The organism is Segatella oulorum F0390 (assembly GCF_000224615.1).
In the GTDB taxonomy this organism is placed as follows: Bacteria; Bacteroidota; Bacteroidia; order Bacteroidales; family Bacteroidaceae; genus Prevotella; species Prevotella oulorum.
Window position 1 is genome coordinate 1,027,948 of record NZ_JH114215.1, and the last position, 13,948, is coordinate 1,041,895.

General features: G+C 49.2%; 13 protein-coding genes and 2 tRNA genes. 7 read left to right on the forward strand and 8 right to left on the reverse strand.

Annotated elements, in window-relative coordinates; all coding sequences use genetic code 11:
- Positions 1-2: 2 nt before the first annotated feature.
- From HMPREF9431_RS04365 to HMPREF9431_RS04380, 4 genes are all read right to left on the reverse strand, one after another.
- A tRNA-Glu gene (locus HMPREF9431_RS04365) sits at positions 3-74 on the reverse strand.
- Between the two features lie 34 nt (positions 75-108).
- Positions 109-195 (reverse strand) — tRNA-Ser (locus tag HMPREF9431_RS04370).
- A 262-nt stretch (positions 196-457) separates the two neighbouring features.
- Positions 458-1,660: a clostripain-related cysteine peptidase gene (locus HMPREF9431_RS04375; RefSeq protein ID WP_004379936.1), complete on the reverse strand. Its 1,203-nt coding sequence runs from the start codon at positions 1,658-1,660 to the stop codon at positions 458-460.
- Positions 1,661-1,756: 96 nt separating this feature from the next.
- Positions 1,757-4,453 (reverse strand): valine--tRNA ligase, encoded by a 2,697-nt coding sequence (locus HMPREF9431_RS04380; protein ID WP_004379937.1) that lies wholly within the window; start codon positions 4,451-4,453, stop codon positions 1,757-1,759.
- 6 nt (positions 4,454-4,459) lie between these two features.
- On the opposite strand from HMPREF9431_RS04380, the gene HMPREF9431_RS13430 reads away from it, so the two are divergent.
- The 3 genes from HMPREF9431_RS13430 to HMPREF9431_RS12805 all read left to right on the forward strand — a co-directional run bounded on the left by HMPREF9431_RS13430 (position 4,460) and on the right by HMPREF9431_RS12805 (position 5,320).
- Complete coding sequence (locus HMPREF9431_RS13430; RefSeq protein WP_040560831.1) at positions 4,460-4,690, forward strand: hypothetical protein; 231 nt, start codon at positions 4,460-4,462, stop codon at positions 4,688-4,690.
- Between the two features lie 38 nt (positions 4,691-4,728).
- Positions 4,729-4,851, forward strand: a complete 123-nt coding sequence (locus HMPREF9431_RS13630; RefSeq protein ID WP_262502398.1) for a hypothetical protein — start codon at positions 4,729-4,731, stop codon at positions 4,849-4,851.
- A gap of 262 nt (positions 4,852-5,113) precedes the next feature.
- Positions 5,114-5,320, forward strand: coding sequence for a hypothetical protein (locus tag HMPREF9431_RS12805; protein ID WP_155812933.1), 207 nt, complete (start codon positions 5,114-5,116; stop codon positions 5,318-5,320).
- On the opposite strand, the gene cobC is transcribed toward HMPREF9431_RS12805, so the two are convergent.
- Genes cobC through HMPREF9431_RS04405 form a run of 4 tightly spaced genes read right to left on the reverse strand, consistent with a single transcriptional unit; the run spans position 5,227 to position 8,156 of the window.
- On the reverse strand, positions 5,227-5,778 hold the full coding sequence (gene cobC, locus HMPREF9431_RS04390) for an alpha-ribazole phosphatase (RefSeq protein ID WP_004379940.1): 552 nt from the start codon (positions 5,776-5,778) through the stop codon (positions 5,227-5,229). The two genes, HMPREF9431_RS12805 and cobC, sit on opposite strands and share 94 nt — an antisense overlap.
- On the reverse strand, positions 5,775-6,581 hold the full coding sequence (locus HMPREF9431_RS04395; RefSeq protein WP_040560833.1) for an adenosylcobinamide-GDP ribazoletransferase: 807 nt from the start codon (positions 6,579-6,581) through the stop codon (positions 5,775-5,777). The genes cobC and HMPREF9431_RS04395 overlap by 4 nt, the downstream gene beginning before the upstream one ends.
- A 3-nt stretch (positions 6,582-6,584) precedes the next feature.
- Positions 6,585-7,625 (reverse strand): nicotinate-nucleotide--dimethylbenzimidazole phosphoribosyltransferase, encoded by a 1,041-nt coding sequence (gene cobT / locus HMPREF9431_RS04400; RefSeq protein WP_004379943.1) that lies wholly within the window; start codon positions 7,623-7,625, stop codon positions 6,585-6,587.
- Between the two features lie 3 nt (positions 7,626-7,628).
- Positions 7,629-8,156: a bifunctional adenosylcobinamide kinase/adenosylcobinamide-phosphate guanylyltransferase gene (locus HMPREF9431_RS04405; RefSeq protein WP_004379944.1), complete on the reverse strand. Its 528-nt coding sequence runs from the start codon at positions 8,154-8,156 to the stop codon at positions 7,629-7,631.
- A 227-nt stretch (positions 8,157-8,383) separates the two neighbouring features.
- Between HMPREF9431_RS04405 and HMPREF9431_RS04410 the strand changes: the two genes are divergently transcribed.
- The 4 genes from HMPREF9431_RS04410 (at position 8,384) to HMPREF9431_RS04430 (ending at position 13,808) form a co-directional block, all read left to right on the forward strand.
- Positions 8,384-9,460: an OmpA family protein gene (locus tag HMPREF9431_RS04410; RefSeq protein ID WP_004379945.1), complete on the forward strand. Its 1,077-nt coding sequence runs from the start codon at positions 8,384-8,386 to the stop codon at positions 9,458-9,460.
- Positions 9,461-9,586: 126 nt separating this feature from the next.
- The gene (locus HMPREF9431_RS04415; RefSeq protein ID WP_004379946.1) at positions 9,587-10,351 is read left to right on the forward strand and encodes an acyl-[acyl-carrier-protein] thioesterase; all 765 of its coding nucleotides are present in this window, start codon (positions 9,587-9,589) and stop codon (positions 10,349-10,351) included.
- A gap of 480 nt (positions 10,352-10,831) precedes the next feature.
- The gene (locus HMPREF9431_RS04425) at positions 10,832-11,014 is read left to right on the forward strand and encodes a hypothetical protein (protein ID WP_040560837.1); all 183 of its coding nucleotides are present in this window, start codon (positions 10,832-10,834) and stop codon (positions 11,012-11,014) included.
- Positions 11,015-11,036: 22 nt separating this feature from the next.
- Positions 11,037-13,808, forward strand: a complete 2,772-nt coding sequence (locus HMPREF9431_RS04430; protein ID WP_004379949.1) for a fimbrillin family protein — start codon at positions 11,037-11,039, stop codon at positions 13,806-13,808.
- Positions 13,809-13,948: the final 140 nt, after the last annotated feature.

Here is a 13,948-nt window from a genome sequence, read left to right on the forward strand (position 1 = left end):
TGTAGTCGGTACGAGAATCGAACTCGTATGCCAAGATTGAGAATCTTGTATCCTAACCGTTAGATGAACCGACCGTTTCTTTACATAAGCGCGCAACTCAAGCAAGGGCGGAAGGAGGGGGATTCGAACCCCCGGTACGAGAACTCGCACGGCAGTTTAGCAAACTGCTGGTTTCAGCCACTCACCCATCCTTCCAAGATTAGGCTTATCTCTGATTGCCAAGCATTTTTTTCAAATGCGTTGCAAAGGTAGAATTATTTTCGCACTTCTCCAAAACTTTTCAAGATTTTTTTCCCTAAGGAAAGCTTATAATTTCTTTGTAATGTCTGAATGTGATGTATGACCGATACCAACGTCACCGCAAGAGAGGTATAAACTTCTGTCGAAAGTAGCAAACAGTGGAACAAAAACGAATCATGAGGCTGTGGCGTTATTGAGCAATCCGTACAGTAGGCTGTTAATGTGAGGCAGCCCACCAAGCTGTTTGCATTTTGAGCGTAGCAACATGATAGCCGTATTGACCTGTGTTAACCGATGGGTCGCTGATGGTAATACCGCTAAACTCGTTGACAAGGGTTTTTGTCCCGCTGGCATTGTAGATATAAGTGGTGTTGCCTTTGTAGGGAATCAGCTGCGCCATGAGCGCTTGATATTGACTATAGAGCACCAGATTGCTGCCAAAGAGTGCGCGAGCATAACTGCCAAAGTCAAAATAGACGGTAGGTGAGAAGTACGAACCATCCAAGTCTTGCAACTGATAATTGTTGGCAGTATTCCACGTGTAGGTGGCATTCACTTGCCGCATCAACAGTGCCATGGGCTGAATATATTGCGTATTGATGACGCCGATAGTAGCGTAGGGAGTGGCGGTGCTTTGGTAGTAGGCAATGTAGTCGTTGACGAGCTGACCGAAATTGGGCTGTGGTGCGGCGAGATACTGAAACACTTTGGCATAGGGCATACCAGCGGCCATCACTTCGCTGGTTGAAGCGATGAGTGTGTTGGTTGCGTTGCGCAAATCGTAGGCCACTTCGGCACACGAGAGGTAGCAATCATCGAAGACCAAATATTCTAATTTAATGCCCGCTTGTTGGATTCCTTGTGCGAAATCAGCGATGCTGATGGCGTAACCTGGTCCGCCAAACCAGCGTGTTTTTGCTCGCGCCACATTGTCCTTCGGAGGCAGCCAGCCATTTCCGTGGCAACCTACGAGCATGGCATATTTTGGAGTATTAGAGATGCTCCTCACATCGTTGATGACGCGCGTAATCCATTGTGCATCCATGAGCCGTGGGTAGTCGTAGCGCTTGATGGTGTCGTGCACACATTCAGTGCCTTCCATGCGAACGCGGTAGAGGTAGACCCGAGCTGGTGAGTGATCGGCAATCACCACATAGAGGTTGTTGGTGCCCAATCCACCTGCCTGCTTGATGCTCTGCTCCACGTCGAGAATGTTTTGCTCGAAAAATGGGTAGAGGTCATTGATGCCACTGCCCGAATAAGGCAAATACATGATGATGGTGCGCTCTTGCGGCGTAGCCGTGCGCGTTCTTGCGAGATCGTCGGGGATGTCGTCGTGACAGGCCGAAAGCCAGCTCGTTGCCATGAGCATGAGCAGGGCGACAAACCATTTCGTGGGATGAAGTTGTGGGGATGTCATGTCGTTGCTTTAATTTATCGTTATCTTGTGTGCTGCACGCCCATGGAGCCATGCGGCGAATGTATTGAGGGGCACCACAGTGAGCACCCCCTATTGTTATTTCTTCTTGAGCTCGGCAATGGTTTGCTTCAGTGCCGCAATCTTCTCCACCGAGTCGCTCTCCTTCTTGCGTTCGCGTGCCACAACAGCCTCGGGCGCATGTGCCACGAAGTTGTCGTTGGATAATTTCTTGCGAATGCCCATCAGAAAGCCCTCCAAGTGTTGCAATTCCTTCTCGGCCTTGTCGATTTCGGCTGCCACATCGATGAGATTGCCCAACGGAACGGCATATTCGTCGGTGCCCACCATGAAACTGCTGGCGTCGGCAGGTTTCTCCTTGGCCACATCGATGGCTTCGAGGTTGGCCATCTTGCTGATGATGCTGTTATAGGCTTGCATCTTATTGTCGCCAATGGCAATCAGTGTGAGCGGCTCTTTGGGCGCGATGTTCTTTTGGTTGCGCACGGTACGCACACCGCTCACCATGAGTTTCACTTGTTCAATATCGGCCATGAGTTGCTCGTCGTGCGCGGTCGGAGCATCCATCTGCAACGTTGCCCGCATGATGCTTTCGCCCTCCTTGCGGTCGGTGATGTGTTGCCACAACTCCTCGGTGATGAAAGGCATAAAGGGATGCAACATCTTGAGCAAGTCGTCGAAGAAAGCGATGGTGGCATCGTAGGTGGTTTGATCGATGGGTTGCGCCTTACCATTGACATAAGCGGGCTTCACCATTTCCAAATACCAGCTCGAGAACTCGTCCCAAAAGAGTTTGTAGACGGTCATCAACGCTTCCGAAATGCGATATTGCTTGAATTGTGCTTGCAGCTCGGCATGACTTTGCTTGAGCTTTGCAGCAAACCATTCCACCGCCTGCTCGTTGGCTTTGGACTGTTCCACGGGCGCCGTCTTCCAGCCCTTCACCAAGCGGAAAGCATTCCATATCTTGTTGTTGAAATTGCGCCCTTGCTCACACAGCGATTCGTCGAAGAGAATGTCGTTGCCTGCGGGTGCGCTGAGCATCATGCCCATGCGCACACCATCAGCGCCATACTTTTCAATCAGGGCTATGGGATCGGGTGAATTGCCAAGACTCTTGCTCATCTTGCGACCCAATTTGTCGCGCACAATGCCCGTGAAATAAACGTGTTTGAACGGATAGGTCTGGCGATATTCATAACCGGCCATGATCATGCGTGCCACCCAGAAGAAGATGATGTCGGGACCGGTTACGAGGTCGGACGTGGGATAGTAATAGCGCACTTCTTCGTTGTCGGGATGGTTGATGCCATCGAACACCGAGATGGGCCACAACCACGACGAGAACCACGTGTCTAAGCAGTCGCTCTCCTGTTCTAAGTCGGCTGCCGTGAGCTTGCTGTTCTGCGCTTGCGCTTTAGCCAAAGCCTCTGCAGCGGTTGGGGCAACGACGAAAGAACGCTTGCCATCGGCCGTGGTGAAGTAATAGGCCGGAATGCGATGCCCCCACCAAAGCTGACGCGAGATGCACCAATCCTTAATGTTTTCGAGCCAATGGCGATAGGTGTTTTTATATTTCTTGGGGTAGAATTCGATGTCGTCGCGCATGACTGGCTCCAAAGCCAAGTCGGCAAAGTGCTGCATGCGAAGGAACCACTGTGTGGAGAGTTTCGGTTCGATGGGCACGTTGGTGCGCTCAGAGAAGCCCACCTTATTGTTATAATCTTCCACCTTCTCCATCAGTCCTGCAGCCTCGAGGTCTTGGGCTATGCGGCGGCGCACATCCATGCGATCCATGCCCACATAGAGGCCGGCCGCCTCGCTGATGGTGCCGTTGTCGTTGAAAATGTCGATGGTCGCCAAGCCATGCTTCAACCCCAAGGCATGGTCGTTGATGTCGTGGGCAGGCGTCACCTTCAAGCAGCCGGTTCCAAATTCCACATCCACGTAATCGTCTTCGATGACGGGAATTTCGCGGTTCACCAAGGGCACAACGACGTGCTTGCCTTTCAGCCACGTGTTTTTCGCATCGTTGGGATTGATGCACATGGCCGTGTCGCCCATGATAGTCTCGGGGCGCGTGGTGGCCACGACGGCATAATAGCCCTGCGCATCTTGATGGATGACGTTGCCCTCGTCCACGCGCCGGCAATCGCTTTCCACCACACGATATTTCAAATAATAGAGTTTTGAATGCTCTTCCTTGTAGATGACCTCCTCGTCGGAGAGCGCCGTCTGTGCCTGTGGATCCCAGTTCACCATGCGCACGCCGCGGTAGATGAGCCCCTTGTCGTAGAGGTCGCAGAACACTTTTATCACCCCTTCGCTGCGTGCCTCATCCATAGTGAAGGCGGTGCGATCCCAATCGCACGAGCAGCCCAACTTGCGCAGTTGTTTCAAAATGATGCCGCCATGCTCGTGTGTCCAGTCCCACGCATGTTTCAAGAAGTCTTCGCGAGTGAGATCGGTCTTCTGAATGCCTTGTTCGGCCAAGCGCGCCACCACCTTGGCCTCGGTAGCAATACTGGCATGGTCGGTTCCCGGCACCCAGCAGGCATTTTTGCCTTCCATGCGGGCGCGGCGCACCAAAATATCCTGGATGGTGTTGTTGAGCATGTGGCCCATGTGCAGCACGCCCGTCACATTGGGTGGCGGAATCACCACCGTGTAGGGTTCGCGTCCATCGGGTTTGCTACTGAAAAGCTTGTTGTTGAGCCAATATTCATACCATTTCGCCTCAACCGCTTGGGGATCATATTTACTTGCAAGTTCCATGCTTGAATGATTTATCTTTTACGTGTTATTGAAACAATCGGCTGCAAAATTACGAAAAATAGCTGTAAACCATTCATAAACGGCGCTACTTTTCGTGTTTCATGGGCAAAGGTCGCCGGAAGAGGCTCTGCCGGCGGACAAAAACGAGGAAGGTTGCCGGAAGAGGCTCCGCCGATGGACAAAAACAAGAAAAGGTTGCCGGAAGAGGCTCCGCCGATGGACAAACATAAGAAATGATTGCCGGAAGAGGCTCCGCCGATGGACAAACATAAGAAATGATTGCCGGAAGAGGCTCTGCCGACGGACTAAATCGAGAAAAGGTTGCCGGAAGAGGCTCCGCCGACGGATTAAAACAAGAAATGATTGCCGGAAGAGGCTCCGCCGATGGACAAACATAAGAAATGATTGCCGGAAGAGGCTCCGCCGATGGGCAAAAACGAGGAAGGTTGCGTGGCAGAGGGTTTTGATGGAGGTTGGTAGGGGCGGCGCCTGTGTGCCCGCCCGTGTCGACCTGCAAGGGCGCATCCATCGTTAGCAGGTGTGCATCATGCGCAATGCACAAACATTTTTACGCATGGAGACACCACCTTTGCGGGTGGGGAGCATGCCTTTTGTGGATGGAAGCGCTTCCTTTATGGGTGGGGGATGTGTCCTTTACGGATGGAAACGCCGCTGCGCGGACGTTCGGGCGGGCACACAGGCGCCGCCCCTACCATTTCTCGTGTGGCTCCGTGTCCTAAGGTTGCTGGCGAATGGTTCGCCGACGGGTTGGCTTATTGTCGCTGGGGCGGAATGTCGATGGTTTCGATGCCGCCGAAGGGGGTGATGTGGGCAAAGGCTTCTGCGGGAGAGATGGCACGGGCGTAGACGGCGGCGCAGGCCAAGACTCCTCCGTGGGCAAAGATGGCGATGTGGTTGTAGGGGCGGCGCGCCACCTCTTCGAGAAAGTTGGTCACGCGAGCATACAACTGCGGAAAACTCTCGCCCTTCGGGGTGGGCAAAGTGAGGTAGTTTTCATACCATTCGAGGATGTAAGGGTCGCGGGCAGGCAGGTCGTCATAGCGTTGCAGTTCCCATTCGCCCATATTCATCTCTTTCAGGCGCTCGTCGAGCATGGCATCAGGAAAACCACAAAAGGCCGCCAGCTGGCGTGCGCGCTGCAGTGGCGAGGAGAAGACGGCATCGAAAGGCTCGTGGGCTTTCAGGTTTTGGAGCGTTTGTTTGGCTTCGGCTTCAAAACTATCCGCAACGGGCACATCGCTCCATCCATAGCAGGTGCCTTGGGGAAGGGCCACGCGCGTGTGGCGCACGAAGGTTATTTTCATGTTGCAAAAGGGTTGTTCTGGTAGTAGAAAACGACGAAGCTGAGCACGAAACTCAGTTCGACGATGAGGAACAAGGCGCCGCAGCAGTCGCCGGTGTAGCCGTTGATTTTGCGGCGCATGAGTTGGTAGAGCATGTAGAAAACGATGCCGGGGAGAACGAGGCATTCGTAGGGCAGCCCGACATACCAGCATAGCGGAATGAGCGGCAGCAAACCTTGGATGGCCAGCAGCAGTTTGCCTTTGGTGGACATCGCGCGGTAGATTACTTTGTTTTTGGCTTGCTCGGCCGTTCGCGCATAGGGCAGCATTTGGGTGATTTGTGCGGCCATCATTTTAGCGAAGGGGTCGGCGGCGAGCACCACTAACGCGGCGATGGTGATGGGCAGTTGCGCCAATGTGGTGAAGAGCAGGGCAACGTAGAGGATGAGCCCCAGCACGCCATAGGTGCCGATGTGGCTGTCTTTCATCACGCGGAGCGTTTGTTGCGCGTCGTTCCGCCCCGCTCCGAAACCATCGAGAAAGTCGGCCAAGCCGTCTTCGTGCAGCGCGCCCGTGAGCAACAGCCGCATGACGAAGGCCAAGATGATGGCTGTGGTGGTGGGCATGATTTGTGCGCAACCATACATGGTGGCTGCGGTGAGCGTCGCGGTGAGCCACCCCGTGAGCGGCCACAGTTCAACGACGTGCGCATAGGCTTCTTTCTGCGGCTGATAGATGCGCCAAAAGGGCAAGCGTGTGAAGAAGATGAGCGCCGCAAAGAGCTTGTCTTTCCATGTCGTGGTGGGATGCATCGGGAGTTGCATGGGTTAAAAATATTTGGTGATGTGAGCGTTGTCGAAGTTGTTCATCTCGTTGAGCATGCGCACGGCCGACTCCACGATGGGGTAGCAGCAGAGCGCTCCTGTTCCTTCGCCTAAGCGCAGGCCGAGCGACAATAAAGGGTGGGCGCGCAGATGCTGGAGCAGCAAACGGTGGCCTTTCTCTTCGCTGCAATGGGTGAAAATGGCATAGTGGCGCACGTTTTTATGGATGTGTGTGGCGGCCAACAGGCAGGCTGTCATGATGAAGCCATCGATGAGAATCACCATTTTCTGTTCTGCTGCGCGTAACATCGCGCCCACGGCGGCAACCATTTCAAATCCCCCGAAATAAGCGAGTGCGGCGGTCGCGGGAAGATGCTGTGTGTGGAAATGGTGCAGGGCTTCCGTCAGAATCTTGTTTTTATGGGCTATCCCTGCTTCGTTAAGTCCCGAGCCAGCCCCGATGCAATCAGATAATGGTGTTTTTGTAAAGATGCTCATCCATAAACTTGCCGCACTGGTGTTGGCAATGCCCATTTCTCCAATGGAGAGAATGTTGCATCCCTTTTGTGCGCACATGTCAACCATGTCGGCGCCGGTTTGTAATGCTTGTTCGCATTGCTCGGCTGTCATTGCTGGCCCATGGAGAAAGTTCTTCGTTCCACATGCTATCTTCCGCGAGAGAATCGTCGGGTAGCTTGATAGGTCATGCGCTACGCCCACATCGATGAGAAACAACTCAATGTGATGTTGTCGACAAAACATGTTCACGCCGCCGCCACCGTGTGTGAAGTTTATCATTTGTTGCCAAGTGACTTCTTGCGGAGACGCCGATACGTTTTCAGTTGCAATGCCGTGATCGGCGCCGAAAAGCAGGTGGCATGGATGCGCTAAAGTCGGCGATAGCGCACCTTGAATCAGTCCAATCTGCAAAGCCAAGTCCTCTAAACGCCCCATTGCTCCTTTGGGCTTGTTGAGAGAATCTATTTTCTGTTGTAATGCTTCTCGTAGCTCCCCATCCGGAGCTGTTATATGAAAGGTGTGCATCATTTATTTTATTTTTACGGGGATTCCTGCAACCATCAGTATTACTTCGTCGGCGCGTTGCGCTACATATTGGTTCATCCAGCCTTCCAAATCGGTGAATTTCCGTTGCAGAAGATGGTCGCTTACGCCGCCGCTTCCGATTTCGTTTGTTACAAAGATAAACGTCGCCTCTTGTTGGGTGAAACGATCGAATTCATCTTTTAAATCGCTCAAAACCTCTTGAACATCTATTTCTTCTGCAGTGTTTTTCCCATCATCATAGAAGAAATTCGTGTACCATAGCGTAAGACAATCGATGACGCACACCTTATTATATATGCAATGTTTAGATAGCAGGCGTTCCTCCTCAATGTTCTCCCATTGCCCACCGCGCCGCCTTTGATGCTGGATAACGCGCAATCTAAACTCTTCATCCCAAATGTGTGCTGTAGCCATGTAAATAGGATGTGCATCAAGTGACAAGGCTAATTGCTCAGCATAGGCACTTTTCCCAGAGCGTTGCCCTCCTGTGATGAGAATGATTCGTTTCATGGTGCGAAGTTACAAAAAAGTTAGAGAACAGGTGCTAAGGATGAGTTAAACCCATCTCACTTTGCTTTAAAAATACGATAGAAAGGTTGAGTTTCGCCATTTTTTCTCCCTTTTAGCATAAATTATCGAATAAAAGTTTGGTGTTTCCGATAATTTTTAATTACTTTGCACCCATAAATTTAGGAAAAGATTAAAAACAATAATTATTAATTAAGTTTTAGAGAGACATGAAAAAGTTAGGTTTATTGTTTGCTGCTGCTGTAATGGCAGTTTCAGCTTCTGCACAAACTGTACAGGAGAGCAAAACATTTGATAACATCTATGTTGGTATCAACGGTGGTGTTGCAACAAAAACAAAAGGACACGCTTGGATGAAGGGCTTGGACCCAAATGCAGGCCTCCGCATTGGTCGCTGGTTCACTCCAGTATTTGGTTTGGCTGTTGAGGGTAATGCTTATTTCTCAAATAAGCCTTGGGTATCAACAGGTACAATCGTTCGCTTCGTTAACACCAGCCTTTTAGGTACTGTTAACTTGAGCAACTGGTTTGGCGGTTACAAAGGCCAACCTCGTCCATTTGAGGTTATTGCTGTTGCTGGTCTTGGTTGGGGTCACCTCTTTGGTAATGACGCTAACTACAAAGCGACGACATACCACAACAACTTGACAAACAAGTTGGCTTTGGATTTTGCATTCAACTTTGGTGCAGACAAGGCTTGGCAGTTCTATGTAGAGCCTGCAATCATCTATGGTTTGAATGATAGAACAGATGTTGTTAGCCGCAATCTTGCTAACGATGGCCTTCAATACAATGCTAACCACAGCTTTGTTCAATTGAATGCTGGTTTGGTTTACAAGTTCAAGACTTCTAACGGTACACACAACTTCAAGATTGTTACTCCTCGCGATCAAAACGAGATCGACGCACTTAATTCACAAATCAGTGATTTGCGTGATCAGTTGGCAAAGAAACCAAAAGAGGTTGTTCGCGAAGTTGTTAAGGAAGTTCCTGCAGCGGGAAATGGCGAGATCAATCCTTTGTTCGTAACGTTTGCTCAGGGTAAGTCTTACCTCACAAGCGAAGCTAAGAAGGTTCTTGATGGTGTCGCTCAAGGCAGCAAGGTTCAAATCATCGGTACTGCATCTCCTGAAGGTTCAAGCTCACTCAACAAGAAGCTTTCTCAAGATCGTGCAAACGTTGTTGCTAACTATCTTAAGAATAAGGGTGTAACTGTTGAAAAGGCTGATGGTAAGGGTGTACAAGGTGCTACTTCTAACCGCCTCGCAGTTGTATTCGTAAAGTAATCTTGTAATAGAGTTTAATTTAAATATAAAGCCCAGTGGTTTAAAAGCCATTGGGCTTTTTTATTATCCTCAAGTACGACAGTTTATATCAAAAGACCGTGATACCATTGGGGAATAAGGTTTACGATGGAAGATAAATTATTAAGTGGAGTTGGACGGTATGTTTTTCAAGCAGAACCTTTCCATTGTGATTGCTCTTACCGTTTGTTTTTGGCGCATTTGGGCAACCAGCTGTTGAATGCGGCAGATTTCCATTCTAATGAGCGTGGTTATGGCGTCCGTGTGTTAAGCAATTTGCATAAAACGTGGGTGCTGTCACGTTTCACACTGGAGATCTATCATTTGCCCGAAGTTTATGAGAGCTTTACGATTGAGACCTGGGTGAATAGTGTGATGCGCTATTTTACAAGTCGTAATTTTAGCGTAAGCGATGCCCGAGGAAAAGTGTGCGCTTACGCACGCAGTGTCTGGGCCTTGATAGACACAGACACAAGGCAACCTGTCGATATACTCAAAGTGAATGACGGGCAGATAATGAAGTATGTGGAAAAAGACAAATGCTGCCCGATTGAAGCAGGCGGCAGATTGAAGTTTTCCACACAAGGCAAACAGCAGCAATCGGTTGTCATGCATTATAGCGATGTTGACATGAATGGGCATGTTAACAGTATGAAATATGTGGAGCACATGCTTAATTTATGGCCCATCAGTTGGTATAGCGAGCATCGTGTGAAACGAATTGAGATTGCTTATGTCGCAGAAAGCCACGAAGGGGATGAGCTAAAGTTTTATGTTGAGCAAGAGACTGAGAGTATTTCAGACGTTCGGATTATGAAAGTTGGCGGTGAGCAAGAAATAGAGGTTGTGAGAGGAAGAATCAGCTTTGCATAATGTCCTATTACACTTGCGGAATAGCATCAGTATATAAAAGAAATATGCAATTTTGCCTCGTATGCCTTCCTGCATCAGCTGACACCTCCGTGATAATTTTCTGCTCTATCTTTTGCCGTTTTCGGCAAAAGTTTATACCTTTGTGCCCGATGGAGTTACACAACATAACATATAGCATACAGACGTTGCAAAGAAATTCAAAATTCTTTGCATCTTTTTGTGCTATTTATTTGGCCAATCCAAATAATTGTGTAAACACACACACACACACACACACACACACACACACACAGGAGCGAGACCAATATAAAGGTACGCGCGACGCGCGCGTAATATACAACATAATCACCAATAAACAAAGGGTGTGCAAGAAGTTTTTTATAAACTTTTTGCATGCCCTTTTTGCGTGCATAAATGAACAGATTTTGTGTGCAAAAACATCGAAAGTATTATTCGTAACATATAAATAGTTTTAGAAAAATGAAGAAAAAAATGTATGAGACGCCAACAAGTTGGCTCATTCACGTAGATGCAGAGCATCAATTATTAGCAGGAAGTCCTCCAGCACGCCCCGGTGGCAACCGTGGCGGGAGAATAACCATTACGCCCGCAACACCCGATCAGAGTTCTGATCCTGATGATGACGTACTTGATGAAGATTAATAACCCCATAAAACAGACTCAAATGCAAAAAGATAACCTCCTCGCCCTAATGAAATCGCACGCCTATATAGTTTGCGGGATAGCTTTGGCGGGCTCGCTGTTTACCGTTGCTTGCACCGACGATGATATCGTTTCGCCCAACAAACAACAACGCAACGCAGCAGCCGTTCGTTTCAATATTATCGATGGGCAGCAAAAGGCTTTGGCACAGCGCGCCAATGGACTTACGCGCGGCATTACACCACAGCTCCTGCCAGCTTCGACTTTTGAAACCCACCAGTTGGAAGTGCAAAGCAATGTTCCACTTGCTGATGCTTGCTTAGAAGAAACCACCATTGAGGGCTTTATGCCCGTGAAGGCCGATACCAAAACGCGCGGCGACCTTACCACCACATTGGCGCAAAACTTCTCGTCTTTGGGCTATCGTGGCAAAACCGCCGCCACTATCAGCACCACGCCCACTTGGTTTTATAACGAGGCAACCAAGTCCGATGGCAATTTAGTGAACGACATACGTTGGCAGTGGGACCTCAACCATGCACGCTTCTTTGCCGTCTACCCACAGGTGACCAGCACATATCCCAACATCACGCTTTCGCCCAACACCTATGCGGGCACACCTTTCGTCAACTTCACCGTCGATGCTGACGTGGCAAAGCAAAAAGACCTGATGACCGCCTGCACGGGCGACGTGGAATATGATAGTTTCGCAGGCATAACCCCCGAAACCAACTTAAATTTCCAACACGCCCTCACAGCCATCACCTTTGCTGTGGGCAAAAACCTGTCGCTCAACAAAACTATCGACCGTGTGGAGTTGCAAAATGTGCAGACAAGGGCTAAATACACCCTGCCCACCGTTTATGGTGCAGCCGGCACATGGGATTTAACCGCATCGCCCACACGCGGCACCGTCACACTCTCAGGCTTGAGCGTCAGCACCAACCTTGCCGAAAATACCACCATCATTGGCAACCATGGTGAAAACTTCACGTTCATGATGATTCCACAGCCCATACAAGGCAAGAACATCAAAGCCGTGATTCATTGTGCCGACGGCACCACCATCACCTCGACCCTCAAAGGCGACGATTGGCAGCCCGGCACCACCCGCCAATATAAACTCACGCAAAAGAACTCCAACCGCTACCACATTGTAGCTACCAGTCCCAGTGCAGTAGCCTATGACGCGACGCAATCGGATTACTACACCATTCGCAGTTATCGCGATGACTTCGACCCCGCAACCAACAGTATCGTTCAAAACCCCGTAGCTTGGAAAGTTGTGAAATATGAAGAGAGTGCCGACAATGGTGCAACGTGGACCGACCTTGGCACCACCAAACCCGCTTGGCTCACAACGCTGTCAAAAGACCAAGGGACTGGCGGAACAGCTGGCGAACAAGGCACCGGCACGCTTAAAACAGACATTCAAGACAACTTCAAGACTTATAATGATGTGTTGAAGAATGCCACGCCAAAAGGGACAATTAGCAATCCATTCAATTTGGCCGATGGTTTAAATGGTTCAATGAATAACATTGCCGAAACAGCCAACAGCTATCTCATCTCTGCCCCGGGATATTACTGCCTCCCCCTGGCCTATGGCAATAGTCTCAAGAACAATGCTTGGAATACCAATGCCTACCAATCCACAGAATCTGCAAGTATCTCCTATTTGCTGAAGAACTTTAAAGACCACCGTGGTATGGACATTACTAATCCTTGGCTACGCTGGCAAACAGGTGGTCTCCCCGATGGTGCTAAAATTGTTTGGATGGATCAGCCCAATCTCGTACGTAGTGCCTCTTTCAGAATTTTTGTGCACAATACTATGGACTTCCTTGGGTTCGAAGTTAAGCAAGAGGACATCCGCAATGGCAACGCCGTTATTGCTGTGACAAAGGGTGGAACGGTTGTTTGGTCGTGGCATTTGTGGTTCGACCATGCTGATGCGTTAGATAAAATTCCTTGTAAAAACCATGATGGTGTTATCTATAAATTTACTCGTAGAACATTAGGATCAGCTTATCAAAATCATAAGGAAACAACCTATACACAACCTCGGAAAGTAAGGATAACGATTGTACAGCAGGGCGGAAACAACCAAACAAAAGAAGCAACACAGTTTATTATCACGCAGAATAATGGTGTGGAGAATGGCCCCACTATTTCTACATTGTACTTATTTGGTCGAAAAGATGCCATGCCTGGAACTGATATTGTCTACGACGGCAACAGTAGTACACCTAGCACAACGGCCTTTCAGCAAGAACATGGTGCTCAAACTATCAGTACAACCATACAGCATCCGGGGACATACTATAGGGAAAATACATATCCTTTTAACCACTATAGCCAACTCTACTATAATTTGTGGTCAATCAATAACTACAAGATACGTAATTTAGATTATAAACCCATCATTAAAACAATCTACGACCCATGTCCTGCTGGTTTTCATATTCCCCCTACTAAGGCGTTTACTGGCTTTACTACAACGGGGAAAGGCAGCACTAATCCAAGTGAATTCAATGTAGAGGGGACTTTTAACATGGGATGGAACTTTAAAACAGGTGTTGGTACCTCTATTATTTTTTTCCCGGCTTCAGGTGCTCGCAGTATATCATATTATATACCCACGAATGTGGGAGAACTTGGTATCTATTGGACTGCTGGTATAAGTACTTTTTCCGATAGCTATTACTTTTCCTTTTTACCAAATGATATAAGCCCTTTTTACGAAACTTACCGGTCAGATTGCTATAGTGTCCGCCCCGTAGCCGATAATTAAAGGAGGAATGATGTTGATGTGGAATCATGCTAATATGGAAGTGACTGTTCGGAAGTTCGGACGGTCATTCCCCGAACGGGATGGAGCTAACCCGTATTCCGGACAGCCATTCCCCGAACAGGATGGAGCTGTTCTGTGTT

Excerpts from the sequence above, each read along its gene's own strand:
- HMPREF9431_RS04395 (WP_040560833.1), bottom strand. The coding sequence starts at position 6,581 with ATGCAACTCCCGATGCATCCCACCACGACATGGAAAGACAAGCTCTTT.
- HMPREF9431_RS04430 (WP_004379949.1), top strand. The coding sequence starts at position 11,037 with ATGCAAAAAGATAACCTCCTCGCCCTAATGAAATCGCACGCCTATATA.
- HMPREF9431_RS13430 (WP_040560831.1), top strand. The coding sequence starts at position 4,460 with ATGATTTATCTTTTACGTGTTATTGAAACAATCGGCTGCAAAATTACG.
- HMPREF9431_RS04375 (WP_004379936.1), bottom strand. The coding sequence starts at position 1,660 with ATGACATCCCCACAACTTCATCCCACGAAATGGTTTGTCGCCCTGCTC.
- HMPREF9431_RS13630 (WP_262502398.1), top strand. The coding sequence starts at position 4,729 with ATGATTGCCGGAAGAGGCTCTGCCGACGGACTAAATCGAGAAAAGGTT.
- HMPREF9431_RS04380 (WP_004379937.1), bottom strand. The coding sequence starts at position 4,453 with ATGGAACTTGCAAGTAAATATGATCCCCAAGCGGTTGAGGCGAAATGG.
- HMPREF9431_RS12805 (WP_155812933.1), top strand. The coding sequence starts at position 5,114 with ATGGAAACGCCGCTGCGCGGACGTTCGGGCGGGCACACAGGCGCCGCC.
- HMPREF9431_RS04405 (WP_004379944.1), bottom strand. The coding sequence starts at position 8,156 with ATGAAACGAATCATTCTCATCACAGGAGGGCAACGCTCTGGGAAAAGT.
- cobT (WP_004379943.1), bottom strand. The coding sequence starts at position 7,625 with ATGCACACCTTTCATATAACAGCTCCGGATGGGGAGCTACGAGAAGCA.
- cobC (WP_004379940.1), bottom strand. The coding sequence starts at position 5,778 with ATGAAAATAACCTTCGTGCGCCACACGCGCGTGGCCCTTCCCCAAGGC.
- HMPREF9431_RS04415 (WP_004379946.1), top strand. The coding sequence starts at position 9,587 with ATGGAAGATAAATTATTAAGTGGAGTTGGACGGTATGTTTTTCAAGCA.
- HMPREF9431_RS04425 (WP_040560837.1), top strand. The coding sequence starts at position 10,832 with ATGAAGAAAAAAATGTATGAGACGCCAACAAGTTGGCTCATTCACGTA.
- HMPREF9431_RS04410 (WP_004379945.1), top strand. The coding sequence starts at position 8,384 with ATGAAAAAGTTAGGTTTATTGTTTGCTGCTGCTGTAATGGCAGTTTCA.